At 61.0% G+C, this 12,090-nt stretch carries 21 protein-coding genes; 18 read left to right on the top strand and 3 right to left on the bottom strand.

The features are described 5' to 3' along the window. The first annotated feature begins 127 nt into the window (after nucleotides 1-127). The 8 genes from OJF58_RS04990 (at nucleotide 128) to OJF58_RS04955 (ending at nucleotide 4,764) form a co-directional block, all read left to right on the top strand. Nucleotides 128-469: a hypothetical protein gene (locus tag OJF58_RS04990; RefSeq protein ID WP_300782168.1), complete on the top strand. Its 342-nt coding sequence runs from the start codon at nucleotides 128-130 to the stop codon at nucleotides 467-469. 143 nt (nucleotides 470-612) lie between these two features. Next, complete coding sequence (locus tag OJF58_RS04985; RefSeq protein ID WP_366526816.1) at nucleotides 613-831, top strand: hypothetical protein; 219 nt, start codon at nucleotides 613-615, stop codon at nucleotides 829-831. A 130-nt stretch (nucleotides 832-961) separates the two neighbouring features. Continuing rightward, complete coding sequence (locus tag OJF58_RS04980) at nucleotides 962-1,180, top strand: hypothetical protein (RefSeq protein WP_300782166.1); 219 nt, start codon at nucleotides 962-964, stop codon at nucleotides 1,178-1,180. A 919-nt stretch (nucleotides 1,181-2,099) separates the two neighbouring features. After that, nucleotides 2,100-2,435: a hypothetical protein gene (locus tag OJF58_RS04975; RefSeq protein WP_300782163.1), complete on the top strand. Its 336-nt coding sequence runs from the start codon at nucleotides 2,100-2,102 to the stop codon at nucleotides 2,433-2,435. Beyond that, nucleotides 2,432-2,782: a Rap1a/Tai family immunity protein gene (locus OJF58_RS04970; protein WP_300785167.1), complete on the top strand. Its 351-nt coding sequence runs from the start codon at nucleotides 2,432-2,434 to the stop codon at nucleotides 2,780-2,782. The genes OJF58_RS04975 and OJF58_RS04970 overlap by 4 nt, the downstream gene beginning before the upstream one ends. Nucleotides 2,783-2,790: 8 nt before the next feature. Then, nucleotides 2,791-3,231: a thermonuclease family protein gene (locus OJF58_RS04965; protein ID WP_300782161.1), complete on the top strand. Its 441-nt coding sequence runs from the start codon at nucleotides 2,791-2,793 to the stop codon at nucleotides 3,229-3,231. A gap of 13 nt (nucleotides 3,232-3,244) precedes the next feature. After that, complete coding sequence (locus OJF58_RS04960; RefSeq protein ID WP_300782158.1) at nucleotides 3,245-3,823, top strand: hypothetical protein; 579 nt, start codon at nucleotides 3,245-3,247, stop codon at nucleotides 3,821-3,823. Nucleotides 3,824-3,921: 98 nt separating this feature from the next. Further along, entirely contained in the window at nucleotides 3,922-4,764 is an 843-nt protein-coding gene (locus OJF58_RS04955) for a hypothetical protein (protein ID WP_300782156.1), read from the top strand. A 581-nt stretch (nucleotides 4,765-5,345) separates the two neighbouring features. Here OJF58_RS04955 and OJF58_RS04950 read toward each other — a convergent pair. Then, a complete protein-coding gene (locus tag OJF58_RS04950; protein WP_300782154.1) occupies nucleotides 5,346-5,555 on the bottom strand; it encodes a ribbon-helix-helix domain-containing protein in 210 nt (69 codons plus the stop codon). A 93-nt stretch (nucleotides 5,556-5,648) separates the two neighbouring features. Between OJF58_RS04950 and OJF58_RS04945 the strand changes: the two genes are divergently transcribed. The 5 genes from OJF58_RS04945 to OJF58_RS04925 are packed head-to-tail and all read left to right on the top strand — an operon-like array spanning nucleotide 5,649 to nucleotide 7,757. Further along, the gene (locus tag OJF58_RS04945) at nucleotides 5,649-6,068 is read left to right on the top strand and encodes a hypothetical protein (RefSeq protein ID WP_300782151.1); all 420 of its coding nucleotides are present in this window, start codon (nucleotides 5,649-5,651) and stop codon (nucleotides 6,066-6,068) included. A gap of 12 nt (nucleotides 6,069-6,080) precedes the next feature. Then, entirely contained in the window at nucleotides 6,081-6,899 is an 819-nt protein-coding gene (locus OJF58_RS04940; protein ID WP_300782149.1) for a hypothetical protein, read from the top strand. Continuing rightward, nucleotides 6,896-7,240 (top strand): hypothetical protein, encoded by a 345-nt coding sequence (locus OJF58_RS04935; protein ID WP_300782147.1) that lies wholly within the window; start codon nucleotides 6,896-6,898, stop codon nucleotides 7,238-7,240. The genes OJF58_RS04940 and OJF58_RS04935 overlap by 4 nt, the downstream gene beginning before the upstream one ends. Further along, nucleotides 7,237-7,563 (top strand): hypothetical protein, encoded by a 327-nt coding sequence (locus tag OJF58_RS04930; RefSeq protein ID WP_300782144.1) that lies wholly within the window; start codon nucleotides 7,237-7,239, stop codon nucleotides 7,561-7,563. The genes OJF58_RS04935 and OJF58_RS04930 overlap by 4 nt, the downstream gene beginning before the upstream one ends. Then, complete coding sequence (locus tag OJF58_RS04925; RefSeq protein ID WP_300782143.1) at nucleotides 7,560-7,757, top strand: hypothetical protein; 198 nt, start codon at nucleotides 7,560-7,562, stop codon at nucleotides 7,755-7,757. The genes OJF58_RS04930 and OJF58_RS04925 overlap by 4 nt, the downstream gene beginning before the upstream one ends. 50 nt (nucleotides 7,758-7,807) lie before the next feature. On the opposite strand, the gene OJF58_RS04920 is transcribed toward OJF58_RS04925, so the two are convergent. Continuing rightward, nucleotides 7,808-8,455 (bottom strand): hypothetical protein, encoded by a 648-nt coding sequence (locus tag OJF58_RS04920; RefSeq protein WP_300782142.1) that lies wholly within the window; start codon nucleotides 8,453-8,455, stop codon nucleotides 7,808-7,810. Between the two features lie 282 nt (nucleotides 8,456-8,737). Here OJF58_RS04920 and OJF58_RS04915 point away from each other — a divergent pair, with 282 nt between their 5' ends. Next, nucleotides 8,738-9,022, top strand: a complete 285-nt coding sequence (locus tag OJF58_RS04915) for a hypothetical protein (protein WP_300782114.1) — start codon at nucleotides 8,738-8,740, stop codon at nucleotides 9,020-9,022. A gap of 104 nt (nucleotides 9,023-9,126) precedes the next feature. Here the strand turns inward: OJF58_RS04915 and OJF58_RS04910 are convergent, their stop codons facing one another. Then, nucleotides 9,127-9,582, bottom strand: coding sequence for a response regulator (locus OJF58_RS04910; RefSeq protein ID WP_300782112.1), 456 nt, complete (start codon nucleotides 9,580-9,582; stop codon nucleotides 9,127-9,129). Between the two features lie 353 nt (nucleotides 9,583-9,935). Here OJF58_RS04910 and OJF58_RS04905 point away from each other — a divergent pair, with 353 nt between their 5' ends. The 4 genes from OJF58_RS04905 to OJF58_RS04890 all read left to right on the top strand — a co-directional run bounded on the left by OJF58_RS04905 (nucleotide 9,936) and on the right by OJF58_RS04890 (nucleotide 11,985). Beyond that, on the top strand, nucleotides 9,936-10,295 hold the full coding sequence (locus OJF58_RS04905) for a hypothetical protein (RefSeq protein ID WP_300782109.1): 360 nt from the start codon (nucleotides 9,936-9,938) through the stop codon (nucleotides 10,293-10,295). Nucleotides 10,296-10,435: 140 nt separating this feature from the next. Then, a complete protein-coding gene (locus tag OJF58_RS04900; RefSeq protein WP_300782108.1) occupies nucleotides 10,436-10,801 on the top strand; it encodes a PRC-barrel domain-containing protein in 366 nt (121 codons plus the stop codon). A gap of 180 nt (nucleotides 10,802-10,981) precedes the next feature. Further along, the gene (locus OJF58_RS04895) at nucleotides 10,982-11,317 is read left to right on the top strand and encodes a hypothetical protein (RefSeq protein WP_300782106.1); all 336 of its coding nucleotides are present in this window, start codon (nucleotides 10,982-10,984) and stop codon (nucleotides 11,315-11,317) included. A 344-nt stretch (nucleotides 11,318-11,661) separates the two neighbouring features. Beyond that, nucleotides 11,662-11,985, top strand: a complete 324-nt coding sequence (locus tag OJF58_RS04890) for a hypothetical protein (protein ID WP_300782104.1) — start codon at nucleotides 11,662-11,664, stop codon at nucleotides 11,983-11,985. Nucleotides 11,986-12,090 lie beyond the last annotated feature (105 nt).

Below are 12,090 nucleotides of genomic sequence, written 5' to 3'. Positions count from 1 at the left end.
ACGCCGAAAAGGTTCGCGTCCGGTCACTCCCGATCGCCGCCAAGCACCTTGCTCGCCGCCATGGGCTGGCGCCGGAAACGGCGCTTGTTGTGGCTGAGCTGGCCGGATTTTCGATGGGGGTCCGGTAATGGCGCGCGTGAAGAAGTCGTTCCGTGTATTCGACGGCGAAGGCCTGCCCCGCAGCATTGAACTTGTTGGCAGGGATGCGTGGGCTCTCGGTGCCCTGATCCATGCCGGCCCTGTGGGCTGCACGCCGATTACCACGCCGGGCCCGCGCTGGAGCGGATACGTCCACAAGCTGCGCCATCGTTACGGCCTCAACATCGTGACGATCGATGAGGAGCACGGCGGTCCCTATGCCGGCACCCACGCGCGCTACGTCCTGAAGACCCGCGTCGAGTTTGCCGAGGATCCGGAAGAGGACCGCCCTGACATTCGGCCTGATGCCGAACAGAGGGCTGCGCCATGAGCGACTTCGATTGGAGCCGCGACAACGGCGATGTCGTGCTGCGGGCCTACGGGTCGATCGCCGTGCACGAAAATCCTTACGGTGGCCACAGCAACAGGCGCTCTGATCGCCGCGTTGCTTCCGTATCGATGTACGGAGGCACCATGAGATCCATTGGAACCTTGCTCGCGATGGGGCTCGTTCTGGCGGTTGCGGCCTGCGGGGACACCCCGGGGCAGCGTGCCGTGACAGGCGGTGCGGTCGGCGCCGGCACCGGGGCCGTCGTGGGCTCCACGGTCGGACACCCGGTAGGCGGTGCGGTCGTGGGCGGGCTGGGCGGCGCTGCTGTCGGCGCAGCCACCACGCCAGAAAGACGCTACTAGGTCCGACCGGCGACCAGCTCTCGCGACGGAGCTATGACGAACCCGGCCGCCGCTATGCGTTTCTGCGTGACCGCTGCGTCTTCCAATCCACCCATGGTGTACCCATTTCCCGCGGCGGAGGGCGAAGGGAATGGGACTGGCCGATCATTCGGACGAATTGCTGTGGGCTATCGAGGGCCTGTTGGAAGATGGAGAGGTCGAGAGTGGAACGCCGGCCTACGGAGTGGCCTGGAAGGCCTGCCACGAAGGCTACGGCGCCTTGAACTCGAGTGAGCGCGCCATCTTCGATCGCGTCGTCAGTCCGGCATTGCAGCGCCGGACCGCCTTGGATCCTGCTCAGGCCGCGTAGGACATCACGGTTGAGCCGCCGGCTGCACGGCATTTGGCTCCTTATCCCACTGTTGGCATTGACCGCGTGTGCTGCCGGGCAAGGCGACGGTTGGAGGAAGGGGGCCGATGGCTCACCAGCTGGGCTCGGTGATACGCAGGACTGTCACATCGAAGCCCGGCGCCAAGCTGAGGCACAGTACCCGCCGCAACGTATTGGCGTGCCAGGCAGGGACATCGCTGTCGAGAACCCGGGCCTGTTCCCGGCGGAAACCTCCTTCTTCAACGCATGCATGCGCCGGAAGGGGTTTGAGCGCTGACTAACTGCATTCGCCTTCGTAGCTGGAAACAGCGGTCTCAAAATCATCTTGAGCGGAAGTCAGCGTTCCAAACTCCGAGGAGCAATCATCGTGGCCATCGCTACCAGAGACGCACGACACGTATGACTGCAATGCGCTAGCGATATCCGATCGGGCGCTTTTGAAGGTCTGTATGGCGTTGCGGCAGTCCTCGACATCGGCACGAAGCGTCGCGGGCGATGTCAGGGCGACAATGGTGCTTAGAGCAGCCATCGCTCGCGCTGATTGTCTTAGCATGCGCATCCCGGCGGCTGATGGCACTTCGCCTTCGCGCTGATGCAAGTGTTTCCGCACGGCTGCCCCTTCCTGCAATGTTTGCAGCAACTGTCGCCACCACGGACGGGCAGGATGTCAGCGAGGCGCGGCACGACGACCTTGTGTCCGGGCCAAGGTGTATGCTCGGCGGCCATCGCCGGCCACGCAATCAATGTCAGAATCGTAACGAGCAACCGCACTTCGTCCCCCAGCGGCTCTCCTCGATACAAATGCTACCACGTAGCTGCGAGAGTTCAACCGTTGCGAGCTTGTCGTATACGATATCTCGTGTAACGATTGCTTCCAAAGCGGGGAGGGGGAGCATTTATGCGAGTCGTTGCGATCAGTTCTATCTTCGCGTTCCTCACGGTTGCGGCGTGCGCCACGGCAAGTCCGGTCATGGAAGCCGCAGATGGGACCTATTTCGTTTCGGCACGGGCGGCTCCGGTAAGAGGCGGAGCCACGGGCGCCCAGACAGTTGCCTTCGACGAGGCGCGCAAATTCTGCGCACAGAAGGGTATGCATCCGCTCTTGGTGGGCAATCAGGAGCGCGACATCTACCAAAGCTCGTCCGGTGGCGGCTTCAATCAGTATGGTGGTGGCTTCGGCGGATCAACCATGGCCGCTGGCAGCGTGAACATGCGGTTCAAGTGCGCGCCATGAAGTGGTGGGCTGCCGGTCTTCTGACCCTGGTGGTGGCTTCCCCTGCTGAGGCAGCTTATTTCGATGGCAATCAGCTATACGCCGCGTGCACGACGCAACAGGGTACCTATAATTACTTCCAGGAACAGTCGCGTTGCTTGGCCTACATCGAGGGCATCTCAGATGGACTCGAATACGGCAGGGTGACGCAAAAATCCTCGATTCGAGCTTGTGTGCCGGCAGGCGTGACCGGAGGGCAGATCATGGATGTAGTCATTCGCTATCTCTGGCAGCATTCAGAAATTCGCCATTTGCTTGCGTCTCAACTCGTTACTTCGGCGCTTATTGAAAGTTTCCCGTGCCGCTAGGACGGGTCGTGGGGGCGATTGCACTGGTTCTGGCCGTCCCGGTAGCAGCGCAGACGGTCACAGACGGCGACACCCTACGCTTCGGCAAGGAGCGCGTGCGCCTGTGGGGCATCGACGCGCCGGAGATCCATCAGCGCTGTCCCGATCGATGGCTTGCCGGCATCGAGGCTACCCGCAAGATGCGCGAGCTGGTGAAGGGCCACCACGTCGCCTGCGACAACCGCGGCTACGACCGCTACGGTCGGATGGTAGGGCTATGCCGGGCCGATGGCGTCGATATCCAGGCGGCCATGGTGCGGGCTGGGATGGCCTGGGCGTTCGTCAGGTACAGCAGCGACTACGTGCGGGAGGAGGAGCAGGCCAAGGCCGATCGCCTGGGGGTCCATGCCCATGGCTGCGAGCCGGCGTGGGAGTGGCGGGCGCGTTCAGCGGTGAAAACTGGATCGTAGGAAGAAGCGATCAATGCCTGTACCGCCCCTAAATATTCAGGGAGTGCTTCCCCCATTTACTGGACGAGATCCAGGTGCTGTGCCAACCGACCTTAGTCCATATACCGTTCAACCAATTGATGTGGTGAATGCGTTTGGTAGTACGGTTGATCGCTTGGACATACTGACAAAGTGGCTGGCACACCGGGATCAGCTTCGCCAACTGGGTCTCGCATCCGGGTTTCAGTGGCTAGACGGCAGTTTTGTTGAAAGGAAGAACCCCGACGACCTTGACGTGGTTACGTTTTTTCTGCGGCCCCGCGCCACAAATGCAAATGACATGGCCCTTCTAATGGCGCAGAATCCGAACGTGTTTAGTAGGTTGGCTGCGAAAGGAACATATCGACTGGACGTGTTTTGGATCGATATGAACGCGAGACCGGAGGCGGTGGTAGACGCTACCCGATACTATTGTGGCCTTTTTTCTCATCGGCGTGTTGACTATCTCTGGAAAGGAATGCTCCGAGTAGATCTCGGACCCAAAGCGGTGGATGATATCGCGGTTGCAGCTATCCAGCAGGCTGCCGCGCTAAATGGTCAAGCAGTGCCATGAGTAGCATTCGTAAGCTAAAGCGGGACCATGCAGCGGCTGATCTAGCCGCCGTGCAAGGAATGCTGGGCCGGCTCACAGACGAAGACGCAGTCATTCGGATGAGCCTTCAGGACCGGAAGGCCGAAATCGAGGCAGAGCTTGCTGCACTGCCCCCTGAGGAAGACCAACACGCCCAGGCGGCTGTCTTTTTCGGAGGCAGGCCGGTGGTGGGCTCTCTCGGAATTGAGAGTGAGTTCGGAGGGCGCGCGGTTGGCATGATACAGGACCTCGTTGCAAAGCAGTTCGTTCAAGATAGCGCCACTGGACTTGCCCAACGTGGTCCCCTGCCAAACAAGGCAGCCACTCGCTTGCATGTTACAGACGTGCTCAGAGGTTCGTTCGGATTCTTGTTAGAAGAGTTGCGGCCACAGGATCAGCTATTTGATAGCTCTCTAAAATCAGCGCTTGATCAGGTAACTGAGTTGCTTTCAGCGTTTGCTGAAGCTGACGAACAGAAGTTCGAGACTGCCATTGAGAACGTTGATGAGCGGATCCTCTCTCAGGCGCGCGAATTCTTTTCCTATCTAAGTCAAGAAGGGGCGACACTCCGCCTTGTGGCGGGCGAGACGGATAGACCATTCGACAATGATGCTGTGGCTCGTGCGGCGAAACGCGCGACGACTACGACTATCCTTGATAAGGACGAGGACATAGTGGGGCAGCTTGCGGGAGTTCTACCCGAAGCGCACATGTTCGAGTTCAGGTGCGAGGGACTGCGGGGTGTGATCAGAGGGAAGATCGATCGCGCTCTATCAGCCTTCGACGCCGCTCAGCTTGCGACTCAATGGGCCAACAAAACAGCCACCGGAAGATTCGCAATCAGGCAGGTCCTGAAGGAAGGCGAGCTTGTGCGCGAGACTTTTACACTGAAGTCGATACGAGAAGACGATCAAAGGGTCTAAGGCGCATCCAACAGCGACAGCCAGAATAGCCCGGGACCCTCAATTCATTGGCGAAAACCCCGGATCGCCCACGTTGCCATTAAGCCGAGCAAAAGAAGGCCGATGGGCGGGGCAGCTATCCATGTCGCTGCGTGCAACTGCCGGCTCCAGAGATACGAATTGATCTCCTCAGCAGAGTATCCTGCCTTGCTTGCCCCAGCTACGTCGTAGGTTCGGTACCCTGTAAGATTCGTCCACTGGATCGCGCCGGCGACCAGTATCCACAGCAGCGATATGACCGCCCAGGACCGAAACAGTCCGCGCACCCAGTTCATTGGCGAAAGCCTTTGAGTATCCATCCCGCTGCTAAGCCCAAGATGAGTAGGGCAACGGGCGGCCCAAAGGTGTACATCGCGGGCAAGTAGTTGAAGCCCATGATTCCACCGCCTGCGCGGCAAGCTCGGAAAAGACAGGTCCAATTCCTGCCGTCAACAAGCGGGGCAATTTCCACAATTTGTTTGATGATCCAGAGAATAGATACCATCGCCCAGAGGCGCACCAAGCCACGGCGCCAGTTTAGCAATGAAGACTTTCGAGCGGTCTCAGCCACGACCCTTAACCTTCTTGAGGCTGGCCTCGATCAACTGCCGCACCGCGTCGCTGCGACTGATGCCGGCCTTCTCGGCGTAGGCATCCACGGCCGCGAGCGTGTCTGTTGGCAATCTCGTGAAGATACCGGGATCAACACCCCCAGGCTTTGGGGGCCTGCCTCGCCGCGGTGATTTTTTGATATCAGATATTGACCGAGCCATGAATTGCTGATATCAGAAAAGCGAGCCAAAGGGAAGTTGCAGCTTCCCCAAGGCTCTAACCGCAACCCGGACACCCTTAGGAGGAACCGGATCATGGCTACCGATATCCATAGCATCATTGTGTCTCGACGTACCGCCTTGCCCTCGCATGAGCTGGCGGGCATTCCCTTCCGCCGTTGGGCGGCCACCATCTGCACCGCAGAGGTCAGGCACGCCCGGAACGATGTGGCGGCCGTCACCGCCCGGCTTGGCGCCGACATGCTCTATTGCGAGCATCGGGATACCGCCTGGATCGACGGCTATTTCCTGCCGCACGAGACGAAGGCGGCCGTCGCCCTGAACTGGCTGAGCCATGTGCATGTCCACGAGGGCGACGCGCGCGGCCCGTGGGAGCGCATGAGCCGCATGAGCGGGGAGGAGAAGGCCCGCTGGCTCGCCCGCTACCGGTACTTGCTCAAGGGCTTCATCCGGGCCGCCAAGGCCTACCGCGCCGCGCGCGCTTCTCTGGCTTAGGGAGGCGCCGCCATGATTTTCGACAGCTACACCGATGACGAGGACACCAGGATCCGTCGCGACGCTGACGGCACGCAGATGTCGTCGCTTGCGTTCACCCGTCAACGGGCCGTCGCAGCCTATGCCCTGAGTGTCATCGCGAGGTATGGCGACGGGGAAAAGGGCCTCGCACTCGTCCGCAAGCACATTGTTGGCCTGGACCTACCGCCCGAGCGCATCAACCGCCTACGCGAGTACGCGGTGCACTCTGCCCGGCCCCATAGACCCGGGTGGGCCGGAAGCTTCCCAGACGACCATCTAGTGACGTGGGAATGCGCGGGCTGCCACACCTATGGCGAATGGCGGCGGGCCAATCGGCTGGTGATGCGCGCGGCGCTCCTGATCCTGCTGGACGTGCCGCTCCGATGCCCAAGCGACTTCAGGCAGTTTGTCGAAATCGTCGGCTGCTGGCCGGGTGCTTTGCCGAAGGCGCTACAGCAGAAGGTGCTTGACCGCATCCAGCCTTTCGTTACCGCCCGCGTGACCGGAGGCACGTTCAATATCGATCCGGCTTTCACCTTCGATGGCTCCAAGCCGTGGAAGGGCTACCGTCCCGGCGATCTGTTGGCGCTCGCCCCCGTCGAGGGTCCTGTCACCAAAGGTGACTACATCCTTGAGGGCCGCTTCACCGGCGGCCGCCATCTCATGCGGATTGACAGCGTTGGCCGTCGCCACTTCGTGACCGCGCTGCCCGGCTTCCGAGGCACATGCCCGATAAAGCGGAACGAATGGATCGTCCGCTACCGCGTCACCAACCGCTTCCCGATGCGCCAGGAGGAGGCCGCACAATGACCACCATGCAGACGGCACCCGATTGGGCCAAGGAGATGGACGACATCGAGGGCGACTGCGACGACCTCGAAACGTGCGGCATCGAAGTCGTCCGGCTGGCCGCTCTCCTCGAGTTGGTCAGCGACGACGCCACGCAGTTCCCGGAACTGCTGTCGCCGGGCGCCAAGGACAAGTGGGGCCATGTCGTCTACCTGACGGGCTTGCTTCGCAAGGTCGGGGAGGAGATCGAGGCCTCCAGCGGCAAGACCATGAAGCGCGTTGCAGCGCTTGCCGAACTTGCCCGGAAGGGAAGCGCCGCCAGTGACAGCAGGAGCAATGCCAAGACGGAGGATGGACAATGACCCGCAGGAAAATGCGCCGCGATGGCGTCAAGCGAGCAACGCCCGGGAAGTCGATGAAGCTATGGGGGCCGATCGTCGAACGCTATCTCGCCGACGCGGCGGCCGGAACATCGGATGTTTACGACCTGCTAAGCGTGCTGATCGAGACGGCCAACCGACAAGCGCAGGCGTGCGAAGGCACAGAACAGCCTCCCGGCGATTGGCGACGGCTGGCAACCATGGGTCACGCCGTCCGGCAGGCGCTTGCGTCCGCAGACGACAGCATCAGTCGCGCCGCGACCATGTTCGGCGTCGTGAAGCGCGGCGGCTGGGCGGACGCATGACGGCCAATCTCCTGCCCTACGCCACTGTCGTTGTCCTGACGGCTATTCCGGCATGGGCACTGCTCAAGCGGATAGGCCTGTCGCGGTGGTGGACGCTGCTATCGGCGGCACCGCTGGGAATGATTGTGATTCTGTGGCTGATCGCCTTCCGGCGCTGGCCGCAGCCTCGGAAGCGTGAGCCGGTGGCGTCGTAGCCTGCCACCAGCTCGACAAGGAAGGCCCCGACTTGCGGTGTCGGGGCCTTTCACTTGGCGTGCTCTTCCTCAGGCTCGAGATGGTCGGAGAACCACCAAAGGGGAACCGAGACGAACGATAGGTCCTGCAAGCGGAACCAGATGATAGAGCCATCAGAAATGCGCAGCCGCTCGGCGTAGTCAGAGCCTTCATGGGCCGAGTCGAGCCAAAAGAAGAAGTTGGCAATCTGGCAGAGGTCATTGTCGTCCTCCGCTGCGTCGTCGAACTCCTCTAGTGTCATCTCGTCGGGTTCGACTTCCAAGCGTAAAGGCTTTTTGGAGTCCGAAAAATAGAACTCCCCGACATCTTCGTCCTCCCGGATGGCTTTGCCTTGCAGGCCGTCCTCGCCAATCCAGTCAAACTGACTTGCGACCAGATGCCGGACGTTCAATGCGAATCGGCGCTTCTCGCTGTCGAAAACGATAAAGTGGTCGAAACCGTCGGGCTCCTGCACCCTGTACCACAGTCGACTGTACTCTTTGGTCGGCAGCACCAGCTCTCCGATGAACCCGCTTCTGAAGCGGAACTTGAACACCTGAAATGGTGGCTCGCTTGGCCCTGGTTCAGGATCCGGCTTCGGGCGTGGAAACGGCACAACTACATTTGACGGCGCCGCCTTCTTTTTGGCCGACGCCTTCTTTCCCTTCCCTAACATCACATCAACCTCCCGGCCCCCGCCAGGAAGAATTTGACCGGATGCGCGGCCTATGATGCAAGGTCAATGATCGAGCAAGTAGCAATGGTCACAACCAAACGCGAAACCAGCCAGTATGAGGTGGGCTTCGATAGACGCACGCCGGATGCCGCTTGCGCCATAGCCCGATTCGGGGCCAGATGCGGGCTTGCTGACGGCGGTTCCTCTGGGTAGGGGAAAGCGGCCCATCGGTGCCGCGCTGGCCAGACGGGCCGTCGCATCATCCTGCCTGTGGGAGGCACGACGATGATGATTGCGAACGTGGTCTACGAGTTCACGCCGCTCTCCAGCGGATCACCGGTCAGGGTGCTTGGGGTTCAGGATTATTCGCCGGGTCAGGCCCGGAGGGTTGAGACTTGGAGACTGGACCTCCCGGCCGAGTATGCGGGCCAGTTCGGGAACCATGTCGAGTTCGACAGTTGGGATGCCATGCTGTCAGCGCTTGCCTGCGCCTTCCTGGATGGCGACACCGACGCGGTGTCGGAGCGTCTTGTCCTGAAGTCGCCGGATTCGCCGCCCTTTCCTGACTAACGGTTCCGCCCGAAAGTGGCGTGCGTCCAACCTTTTGGAACTCACTAAAGCCAGGCGCGCGCCCGCCGACGACCAATATGGGGGGTTGCTATGCCCTACTATGGTCAGCAATTCCCCCTTGCACGTGATGTCATGTGGCGCCATGCGGGTAGCGGGGCCCGTCCGTATTCCAGCGCCTCTGCCAGGCGGCGAATGAGTTCGGCTTCCTCGAAGGGCTTGGCAAGGTATGGCGCGTGATGGAAACGGTTCGGCAAGACAGTGTGAGCGTGGCCGGTCAGAACGACAAACGGCACTCCGCGGCTGTCGAGCAGATCCATTATCGGTACCGCATCGCCATCACGTAGCTGGATGTCGAGGACGGCACCATCCAGTGGCTCGGTCATCGCCAAGGTGCGGGCGTTCGCGACCATCGCTGCGGGTCCGATCGCGCTGCCGCCGGCCCATTCGATGACCGTGCGCACGTACTCCGCAATGACGAAATCGTCCTCTGCAACCAGGATGTTTAGTCCGTCGAGGCGTCCGGGGTCCTGTCCGGCTTTCGGATTGTTGAACGATGCCATAAGCACTCCCATGATTTGTCAGGCGGGAGTGCTGTGACCGATTGATCGCCGGCGCTGTCTCTCAGGCGCTGGCGCCCCATTCCCTCGGCCAGCGATGACCCATGATGCGCTGTTGTCGTGCGAGAGGGAAGTGCAATCGTCTTGCTCGGCGCTGGCACTCGTCCGCTGCAACTGCCAACAACTTCCGCGGGCAGAAAGGAAAGAGCCAAAGGATCTGGCTGTCCCTGGACAAGGGCGCTACAAGGTCTGCGCGGAGACAGAGGGCGTGGGAAACCCGGTCGAGCACTTTGGGAGTGTTCGGCGTGTCAAATGCATTTGGCCTTTCGGCTGGTTGGACCCGCTAGGTGGGGCGCATGGTCGGTCCCTGGCCTGCCGCTCCCTATACGTTTCGCGCGCTTCGCAAGACTTTCGGTTCGATGTGGCTGCGCTGCGACTCCTGCCGCCGGTTCGCGCCGCTCCGCTTGCCTCCCGGCTATCTCGACCGCGACTATCGCACCGTGAGCTTCAGTTGCTCCGTCTGCGGCGGCGTCGCCGAGCACACCGTCACCCACCCGCATACCGAGACGGGAATGGACGACTATCGCGAGGACGTTCGCGAGCAGCCGGAACGGCACCCCAAGGCCCACGCGCGAATATTGGGCGCTGACCGCCAGCCTGGCCGTGCAAGCGAGTTCGTGCCACCGGCGGACCGGCACAAGTTCGGACGGAGATGATCAGGCAATGGGTGCAAGCGCGCGTCCCGGCCCTTTTTGCAGGCAGCGCGAGGCTCGGTCCGGAACTGGCAACCGGAGCGGCGCGTTGTTGGCCCACGCGAGACCGTTCAATCGCGGACACACCAACAACGGAGGCAGCTATGGCTGATGTCACCAAAATCACCAATGGCTCGCTGATCGGGGCCGAGATGGTGAATGGCACTAATGTCTACAACATGGCCGGTGAGAAGCTGGGAGAGGTCGATGACCTGATGCTCGACAAGAAGAGCGGCCGAGTGATCTATGCCGTCATGTCTTTCGGCGGTTTCCTGGGTATGGGCGAGAAGCAACACCCCCTACCATGGTCCGCCCTCACCTATGACGAGGGTAAGCAAGGCTTTGTCGTCAATCTCGACCGGCAAAAGCTCGAACAAGCGCCGACACTCGACGACTACGAAAATTTCGAATGGACGCCGGACTTTGGCCGGACGGTCGATCGATACTACGGGGCGCCAACCTACTGGTAGCTTACGCCGGGCGGTCGTTGGCATCAGCGACCGCCCGTTCTTCCATGTCCATGGACAAGGCAGTCCCAGCTTATGCGCAAATGCTGGATACAGAATGCGACGTTCGCCTAGGAGCGCCAGGCTCGCAGATAATCTGCATCAAATGGGAGCCTTTATCGAAGCGCGCGCGTTGTCGAGGCCATGGCCCAATTCGCCTGGCCGGCTTTCACCAAGCGGCGGCACGACCTGCATCTGGTCGTCGCGCATGCTCCGGCAAGTGTTTGCGAGGATCTGGCCGCACTCATGAAGCTCCTGATCGAGCGTTTGCAGCCAGAAGGTGACTTTGCGCTCAGTTCTGAAGAGACAGGCTCAGAAACCGTGCTTTTCTGCGCATTTGAGCGGGCCGGCGATGCCTCCGTCCTGATCGATGCCCTTTCGGCACAGGAGGCCAACAAACATCCGGGCTGGGCCAGCGAATTCCATTGCTCGATCGACAAGGCGACTGTGTCCGCAGTTGGCCGCAAGCGGTTGCCCTGAATGACAGTGAGACGAATGAGATAGCGCGCAACGCACCTGCTTCTCGCGCCGTTTCAATTCAAGGAGGGCAAGCGCGCAATGAATTGGCTCCTGCAAGGTGCGCTGATGGTGGCCGTCATATTCGCTTGCGGCCATAGTGCCAGCTCGGTCGCCGATTGGTGGCAGCAGCGCCAGCGCGAAGGCAAGCACGCAAGGAAGGCATTTCGCTCGCCTCCATAGGGTCAGGTATGCCTTTTCGTTGCTTGGGCGAAAGGTAGGCCGGCCGATATGATGGCCGGGATATGCCTCTTCACTGGAATATTTCGCGGCGCCAGCGCCTAGTGAGCATGCAGGCGGAGGGGGCGGTGTCGCTCTCGGATCTGGAGGCGTTCCTTCACGCCTTGGCTTCCAAAAACGCTCTCGCCTATCCCAAGTTGTTCGACGCGCAGCGCGGCTTCACAGGGATGAGCGAGAGCGATGTGCCCGTCTATGCCGGGATGGTCAGCGGGTTTGCAACTCTTTCCCGATTCGGGCCTTGCGCGGTCATAGCAACTAGAGACAGCATCACCTCGCACCGGCCGCTCATCATGCAACTCATGCTCGGCAAGCGGCCTTTGGGCATCTTCAGCGACATGGGTGATGCCGAGCGCTGGATCTGGCAGGCGAGGCGTGCAAAACAATCGCACTAAGGGAACAGGTTACCGAGAGTATCCTGAATTCCCTGGAAGCCTTGTACGACCAGTTGGAAACATTGGAGTGGACAGCCGCCAACGGAGCGAGTGGCCGGGGCCGCC

Origin of the sequence: Enhydrobacter sp. (genome assembly GCF_030246845.1) — a bacterium.
Lineage (GTDB): Bacteria > Pseudomonadota > Alphaproteobacteria > Reyranellales > Reyranellaceae > Reyranella.
The sequence above is the reverse complement of the archived record's forward strand: the minus strand, read 5'-3'. Positions and strand labels throughout refer to the sequence as shown.

What these genes read in the sequence shown, in the direction of transcription:
- OJF58_RS04990 (WP_300782168.1), top strand. Translation starts at nt 128, where the DNA reads ATGGCGCGCGTGAAGAAGTCGTTCCGTGTATTCGACGGCGAAGGCCTG.
- OJF58_RS04985 (WP_366526816.1), top strand. Translation starts at nt 613, where the DNA reads ATGAGATCCATTGGAACCTTGCTCGCGATGGGGCTCGTTCTGGCGGTT.
- OJF58_RS04980 (WP_300782166.1), top strand. Translation starts at nt 962, where the DNA reads ATGGGACTGGCCGATCATTCGGACGAATTGCTGTGGGCTATCGAGGGC.
- OJF58_RS04975 (WP_300782163.1), top strand. Translation starts at nt 2,100, where the DNA reads ATGCGAGTCGTTGCGATCAGTTCTATCTTCGCGTTCCTCACGGTTGCG.
- OJF58_RS04970 (WP_300785167.1), top strand. Translation starts at nt 2,432, where the DNA reads ATGAAGTGGTGGGCTGCCGGTCTTCTGACCCTGGTGGTGGCTTCCCCT.
- OJF58_RS04960 (WP_300782158.1), top strand. Translation starts at nt 3,245, where the DNA reads ATGCCTGTACCGCCCCTAAATATTCAGGGAGTGCTTCCCCCATTTACT.
- OJF58_RS04955 (WP_300782156.1), top strand. Translation starts at nt 3,922, where the DNA reads ATGAGCCTTCAGGACCGGAAGGCCGAAATCGAGGCAGAGCTTGCTGCA.
- OJF58_RS04950 (WP_300782154.1), bottom strand. Translation starts at nt 5,555, where the DNA reads ATGGCTCGGTCAATATCTGATATCAAAAAATCACCGCGGCGAGGCAGG.
- OJF58_RS04945 (WP_300782151.1), top strand. Translation starts at nt 5,649, where the DNA reads ATGGCTACCGATATCCATAGCATCATTGTGTCTCGACGTACCGCCTTG.
- OJF58_RS04940 (WP_300782149.1), top strand. Translation starts at nt 6,081, where the DNA reads ATGATTTTCGACAGCTACACCGATGACGAGGACACCAGGATCCGTCGC.
- OJF58_RS04935 (WP_300782147.1), top strand. Translation starts at nt 6,896, where the DNA reads ATGACCACCATGCAGACGGCACCCGATTGGGCCAAGGAGATGGACGAC.
- OJF58_RS04930 (WP_300782144.1), top strand. Translation starts at nt 7,237, where the DNA reads ATGACCCGCAGGAAAATGCGCCGCGATGGCGTCAAGCGAGCAACGCCC.
- OJF58_RS04925 (WP_300782143.1), top strand. Translation starts at nt 7,560, where the DNA reads ATGACGGCCAATCTCCTGCCCTACGCCACTGTCGTTGTCCTGACGGCT.
- OJF58_RS04915 (WP_300782114.1), top strand. Translation starts at nt 8,738, where the DNA reads ATGATGATTGCGAACGTGGTCTACGAGTTCACGCCGCTCTCCAGCGGA.
- OJF58_RS04910 (WP_300782112.1), bottom strand. Translation starts at nt 9,582, where the DNA reads ATGGCATCGTTCAACAATCCGAAAGCCGGACAGGACCCCGGACGCCTC.
- OJF58_RS04905 (WP_300782109.1), top strand. Translation starts at nt 9,936, where the DNA reads ATGGTCGGTCCCTGGCCTGCCGCTCCCTATACGTTTCGCGCGCTTCGC.
- OJF58_RS04900 (WP_300782108.1), top strand. Translation starts at nt 10,436, where the DNA reads ATGGCTGATGTCACCAAAATCACCAATGGCTCGCTGATCGGGGCCGAG.
- OJF58_RS04895 (WP_300782106.1), top strand. Translation starts at nt 10,982, where the DNA reads ATGGCCCAATTCGCCTGGCCGGCTTTCACCAAGCGGCGGCACGACCTG.